This window comes from Streptomyces milbemycinicus (genome assembly GCF_002154605.1).
Lineage (GTDB): Bacteria > Actinomycetota > Actinomycetes > Streptomycetales > Streptomycetaceae > Streptomyces > Streptomyces milbemycinicus.
Map to the genome: position 1 here is coordinate 171,375 of NZ_MUNE01000127.1, position 6,000 is coordinate 177,374.

Annotated in this window: 5 protein-coding genes and 1 pseudogene; 1 reads left to right on the forward strand and 5 read right to left on the reverse strand. The window is 70.3% G+C overall.

What is annotated here, in order from left to right:
• Positions 1-280: 280 nt before the first annotated feature.
• A complete protein-coding gene (locus tag CCN51_RS11870) occupies positions 281-763 on the forward strand; it encodes a hypothetical protein (protein ID WP_193383768.1) in 483 nt (160 codons plus the stop codon).
• Positions 764-1,279: 516 nt separating this feature from the next.
• On the opposite strand, the gene CCN51_RS11875 is transcribed toward CCN51_RS11870, so the two are convergent.
• The 5 genes and pseudogenes from CCN51_RS11875 to CCN51_RS11895 form a co-directional block, all read right to left on the reverse strand.
• Positions 1,280-2,644, reverse strand: a complete 1,365-nt coding sequence (locus CCN51_RS11875; RefSeq protein WP_043488331.1) for an ankyrin repeat domain-containing protein — start codon at positions 2,642-2,644, stop codon at positions 1,280-1,282.
• Between the two features lie 24 nt (positions 2,645-2,668).
• Positions 2,669-3,106 carry an integrase core domain-containing protein gene (locus CCN51_RS11880; protein ID WP_143675772.1) on the reverse strand — a complete coding sequence of 146 codons (438 nt, stop codon included), beginning with the start codon at positions 3,104-3,106 and terminating at the stop codon, positions 2,669-2,671.
• Between the two features lie 403 nt (positions 3,107-3,509).
• Entirely contained in the window at positions 3,510-4,955 is a 1,446-nt protein-coding gene (locus CCN51_RS11885; protein ID WP_014182314.1) for an NAD(P)/FAD-dependent oxidoreductase, read from the reverse strand.
• Between the two features lie 5 nt (positions 4,956-4,960).
• Positions 4,961-5,755, reverse strand: coding sequence for an ABC transporter permease (locus CCN51_RS11890; RefSeq protein ID WP_014182313.1), 795 nt, complete (start codon positions 5,753-5,755; stop codon positions 4,961-4,963).
• Positions 5,755-6,000: pseudogene (locus CCN51_RS11895) on the reverse strand (ABC transporter permease); the annotation flags it as partial. The gene CCN51_RS11890 and the pseudogene CCN51_RS11895, both read right to left, overlap by 1 nt.

The window sequence follows — 6,000 nt, forward strand, 5'->3', positions numbered from 1 at the left end:
CCATGCGACGGGTGCCTTGCTCGCAGTGAAACGCACACGTACGCGAATCGCCAAAGACTGCACCGGTGACCGTTGTCATCTCCGATAGCGACTCTCTGACCTGGGGAAACCTGTGGCTGTGGGGTATAGCAGAGAAGCACCATCGCGAGTGACACCCTGCCGTGAACCGAGGGGAGGGGAGGTGGGTACGCTGCCGAGGCGTACGGAGCACCAGCCCGCCGCAGCCCCTGTCCGTTCTCCCGTCCGATCCTGGACGGGGCTCCCGAAGGCCCCAACGCTCATGCGACCGCACCGCCCGCGAGGGTCCGCCTCCCCGGCGTCCGGCGTGCTGCGCGGGCTCAGGGCGGGCGTACTGGCGGTGCTGTGTGTGCTGCTGCCGCTGGCCGGACACGTGCTGGCGCGGTGCCACGCCCCCCGGTGGATCGTCGTGGCCGGGATGGCCGCGGTGGTGGTGCCGGGCGCGGCTTTCCTGACGCGGCGACGGCTGACGGACACCCAACTGCTGGCCGTGCTCGCTGTCGCGCAGTTGGCCTACCACGCCGCCTACTCCCTGCCCGGAGCCTGTGCGGCGGTGACGGGACAGGACGGCTTCGTCGACGGTTGGTCCCGGCTGTTCGAACACGACGCGGTCGCCGGGCCTTCGCCCGGAACGCTGCAAGCCGGTCACCTGGTCAACCTGCTTCTCGCCGCCGCCTGCTGGGCATCACCGAGCGGCTGCTGTGGCAGAGCCGGCCGACGCTGGTGGCCGTACGACGCCTGCTGATGTTCCTCTGGCCGCTGCTGCGTCCTTTCCACGGCACCGGTCCACGGACCGCGATCCCTGCCGGCACCGCGCCGCTGATGTCGGCGACGCTGGTGCGGCTGCATGAGGGCAGGGCACCCCCGCGGCACGGGCACAGTCCGCTCGCCCTTCTCCGGCCGACGCCGACCGGCGGCGCCTGCGATTTCATGCACGTGGACACCGTTTTCCTCAAGCGTCTCTATGTCTTCTTCGTCATGGAGATCGCCACCCGGCGCGTTCAGGCAACGGCACAGCCGTCATCCCGACTCCGCCGCAGAGCCCCCGGTCCAACGCGTTTGCCGAACGATGGATACGCACAGCCCGCACCGAATGCACCGACCGAATCCTCATCACCGGCGAACGGCACCTGCGTACGGTCCTCGACCAGTACCGGTGTTTACTCCGGACAGCACACGCACTCCCCGTACGGGCCACTGGCGCTTCCAGGCACCGCGCTCGGGGCAACCGTCGGCACCACCGACGCGGCCCCTGACCGGGTCAGGCTGCCCCAGCTCGTGTGAGCACCTCGGCGATCTCGTCGCGGCCCTTCTCCCGGGCGATGCCGAGCGGTGTGTCGCTGTCGACCTTGAGCCCGGACGGCTCGGCGATCCGGGCGTTGACGTCGGCCCCGGCGGCGATGAGCGTCTCGATGATGCCGGTCCCGGCTTCCCGCCACACCGCGTAGTGCAGGGGCGTCGCGCCCGCCGTCGTGCGCGGGTCGGGATCGCCGGCGCGATCGAGCATCAGCCGGAGTGTCTCCTGGTGGCTGTCGGCGGCGGCGTGCAGGGCGGACATGCCTTTGATACCGAACAGGTCCTTGTGCGCGGTGCGCCGCGCCGGGTCCGCGCCGGCGTCGAGCAGCGCCGCGACGAACTCCGGCGCGTCGACTGCCACCAGCAGCGGTGTCAGACCGAGCCGGTCCTCGGCCTCGACGTCCGCGCCGGCGTCGGTGAGGCAGCGCAGGATCTCCAGCCGCTCGGCGACCGGCCGCTCGCGCTCGTAGCTGAACCGGCTCTCGGCCACGACGTGCAGCGGCGTCTTGCCGATGCGGTTGGTCGCCCGTGGGTCCGCACCGGCGTCGAGCAGTGCCCGCACCACCTCCACCGAGGGGCCGGGCCGGTCGGTGCGGAACGGTCCTCTGACGGCCATCCAGAGCGGTGTCACATCGCGCTCGATCCGCTCCATCCCGAAGTCGGCGGGGTGCAGGCCGAGCTCCGTCAGGAGGCTGTCGTGGCCGGTCCGCGCGCCGGTGTCGGCGCCGGCGGCCAGTAGTGTCCGCACCGTCTCGGCCGAGCCCGACATCACCGCGAAGTGCAACGGGGTCATCGCCGAGCGGTCATCCTCTCCCGGCCCCAGCGGGACACCCGCGGCGATCGCGGCGGCCACGGTCTCCAGCTCGCCGTAGGCGCAGGCGTTGGCCAGCCTGGCGGAGTCCGGCGGCGCGTAGACGGTCAGTTCGGCCAGCATCCGCGACAACCGCCGCGGATAACCGAAGGCGTCCCCCGCGTCGGACCCGTCGTGGTCAATCCGGTAGACGCCGGGATCGCCGGGCCGCGGATCGTCGAGGTCGACGACCCAGTAGCGCTGCGTCGACTCGTTGAACCCGATCACGAAGCACGGCCGGTCCACCCCGAACGGATCGCCCCCGCTGATCCCCTGCGGAAAGCTCACCCGGTCGCCGTCCTCGGCGGTGACCAGCAAAGTACGCGGCGGCCATGTGATCGCCATCAGCGTCTCGATCTCGGGCGGCAGCGGCCTGGGCGCGTCGGTCCAGTGCACGCCCGCTTCGATCGTCCCGGGTACGGTCCCGCCGAGCCGCTCGATCTGATGCAGCACCTCGGTGTGCACACCTTCGCTTCGCATCGGGTCAAGTTAGCAGCAGATCACTCAATCCCTTCCCCCGGCCCGCACGAGCACCTCGGCGACCCGGTCGAGCCCCGTCGCCCGGGCGACGCGTGCGTAGTTGTGGAGGATCTTCTCGGCGTGGCCACGGTTGGAGAGCAGGACCCCGTCGGTGCATTCTTCCCGTGCTGAGCGGATGAAGCGTTCTGTGTGTGGGTTGCAGTTGGGGCTGCGTGGAGGGGTCTTGGCCACGTCGATGCCCTCGCTGGCGGCGGTTGGGCGGGCGATGACGCCGAGGATGTGGACGGTGCGGATGCGTACCTCCATGATGAATAGCGCGTAGAGGCGCTGCAGGCTGATGGTGTCGAGATGGAAGAGATCGGCGGCGAGCAGGCCGCTGGCCGGGGCCTTGAGAATGCCGGCACACTCGCCGCGCGCCGGCTGGCGGCGCGGCGTGGGGCCGAGACCGGCGGCGCGCAGCACCCGCCGTACGGTGGCGGGGCTGACTTTGTGCCCGAGGCGGCGCAGTTCACCGTGCACGCGTGGGAGGCCCCGTCAGGGGTTCTCGGCGCCGAGTCGGATGATCAGGTCGCGGATCTCCTCGGGCAGCGGCGGCCGCCCGGTAGACGGCGACTGCGTCCACTTCTGCTCACCAGGCGCCGGTGCCAGGCCGGCACGGTGCGCGGTGAGACGATCCGGTGTTCATGCAAGCGGGCCGAGACCTTGCGGGGGCCTGGGCGGAGTGATCCAGCAGAACCGGGGTGACCATACCGGCGCCCTGTTCAAAGGCGGCACAGACACAGGCGGGGTCGGGGTCCGGCGGACACACCACCGGACCCTGCCCCGGACTTGTCACCTCGAAGCCTCGAAGCCTCGAAGGCCCACCTCAGCTGTCGAAGCCCAGGCCCATCTTGTCCATCGCCTTCAGCCACAGATTCCGGCGGCCGCCGTTCTCATCCGCCCGGGTCATCGACCACTGCGTGATCCCGATGCCCGCCCAGCGCACCGGCTCCGGCGGGAATGGCAGCGGCTTGCTGCGCACCATCTCCAGCCGGGTGCGCTCGCTGGGCTCGCCGCCGAGCAGATCGAGCATCACCTCCGCGCCGAAGCGGGTCGCCCCGACGCCGAGGCCGGTGTACCCGAGGGCGTAGACCACCCGTCCGCCGTGCGCGCTGCCGAAGAACGCGGAGAAGCGCGAGCAGGTGTCGATCGCGCCGCCCCAGGCGTGGCTGAAACGCACGCCCTCCAGCTGCGGGAAGCAGCGGAAGAAGTTCTGGGCGAGGGTGCGGTAGGTGGCCGGGTGGTGGTCGTACTCGGCGCGCACCCGGCCGCCGTAGCGGTAGATGATGTCGTAGCCGCCCCACAGGATGCGGTGGTCGGCGGTGATGCGGAAGTAGTGGAAGTGGTTGTTGGTGTCGCTCAGCCCCTGCCGCCGCTTCCAGCCGATCGCGCCGAGCTGCTCCTCGGTCAGCGGCTCGGTCATCAGCGCGTGGTCGTAGACGGGCACGACATACGGGCGGACGCGCCGCACCAGCGCGGGGAAGGCGTTGGTGGCGAGCGCCACCTGACGGGCGCGAACGCGGCCGTACGGGGTACAGACGGCCATCGCCGCCCCGGCGCTCGTCAGCCGCTCGGCCGGGGTGTGCTCGTAGATCCGTACGCCCAGTTCGGCGCAGGCACGCTTGAGGCCCCAGGCCAGCTTGGCGGGGTGCACCATCGCCACACCCTTGCGGTCCCACAGCCCGGCGAGGAAGGTCGGTGAGTCGACCTCGGCGCGTACCGCGTCGCGGTCGAGGAACTCCTGCTCCGCGACGCCGAGCCGGGCGGTCAGTTCGGCGGTCTCGCGCAGCTCCTCGATCTGGTGGGGCTCGGTGGCCACGTCGATCTCGCCGGTGCGCTCGAAGTCGCAGTCGATGCCGTAGCGGGCGACGGCGGCCTCGATCTCGTCGAGGTTCCGGTGGCCGAGCCGTTCGAGTTCGGCCTGTTCACCGGGCCAGCGGGCCAGACCGTTGCCGAGGCCATGGGTGAGGGAGGCGGCGCAGAAGCCGCCGTTGCGCCCGGAGGCGGCCCAGCCGATCTCCTGGCCCTCGAGCAGCACCACATCGCGGTCGGGGTCGCGCTCCTTGGCGATCAGGGCGGTCCACAGCCCGCTGTAGCCGCCGCCGATGACCAGCAGATCGCAGTGCTCGTCCCCGACGAGGGCGGGACGGGCACGGGGCCGACCGGGGTCCTCCAGCCAGTACGGGGTGTACGCGGCGTCGGCCAGGGATTCCAGGGCGGACGGTCCGGGGGCGCTGTCCCCGGCAGAGCGCGTCATGGCGTCTGCGGCCATGGGTTTCAGCTCCTCTTGCGGCGGGTGCCGGCCAGTTGGCCGACGAGGACGCACAGCACCGCGATGGCGAACATCGCCGTGCCGATCACGTTGATCTGTACGGGCGTACCGCGCTGTGCGGATCCCCAGACGAACATGGGGAAGGTGACCGTCGATCCGGCGTTGAAGTTGGTGATGATGAAGTCGTCGAAGGAGAGCGCGAAGGACAGCAGCGCGCCGGCGGCGATACCGGGGGCCGCGATCGGCAGGGTGACGCGCAGGAAGGTCTGCGCCGGGGAGGCGTAGAGGTCCTGGGCGGCCTGTTCCAGCCGGGGGTCCATGCTCAGCACCCGCGCCTTGACGGCCGTGACGACGAAGCTCAGGCAGAACATGATGTGGGCGATGAGGATCGTCCAGAAGCCGAAGTCGACGCCCATGTTGAGGAAGAGGGTGGCCAGCGAGGCGGCCATGACGACCTCGGGCATCGCCATCGGGAGGAAGATCAGGCTGTTGACGGCCGGGCGGGCCCGGAAACGGTAGCGGGCCAGGGCGAAGGCGATCATGGTGCCCAGGACGGTGGCGCCGATGGTCGCCCACACCGCGATCTTCAGGCTCAGCGAGAGCGAGCCGCACATGTCGGCGACGCCGCACGGGTCGGTCCAGGCGTCGGTGGAGAACCGCTGCCATTCGTAGTTGAACCGGCCGTTGGGCTTGTTGAAGGAGAAGACCAGGACGACGACGTTGGGCAGGATCAGATACGCGAGCGTGCCGAGCCCCGCGATGACGACCAGGTTCCGCCGTATCCAGCATGTCAGAGCCATCAGACCAGATCCTCCGTCCCGGACCTGCGGATGTAGACGGTGACCATGGCGAGGATCGCCGCCATGAGGATGAAGGACAGTGCCGCGGCCGTCGGGTAGTCGAGGACCCGCAGGAACTGCGACTGGATGACGTTGCCGACCATCTTCTGGTCGGTGGAGCCCAGCAGCTCGGCGTTGATGTAGTCGCCCGTGGCCGGGATGAAGGTGAGCAGGGTGCCCGCGACCACGCCCGGCATGGACAGCGG

Bases quoted from the DNA above. Each gene is read 5' to 3' on its own strand.
- CCN51_RS11870 (WP_193383768.1), top strand. From the start codon at position 281: ATGCGACCGCACCGCCCGCGAGGGTCCGCCTCCCCGGCGTCCGGCGTG.
- CCN51_RS11875 (WP_043488331.1), bottom strand. From the start codon at position 2,644: ATGCGAAGCGAAGGTGTGCACACCGAGGTGCTGCATCAGATCGAGCGG.
- CCN51_RS11885 (WP_014182314.1), bottom strand. From the start codon at position 4,955: ATGGCCGCAGACGCCATGACGCGCTCTGCCGGGGACAGCGCCCCCGGA.
- CCN51_RS11890 (WP_014182313.1), bottom strand. From the start codon at position 5,755: ATGGCTCTGACATGCTGGATACGGCGGAACCTGGTCGTCATCGCGGGG.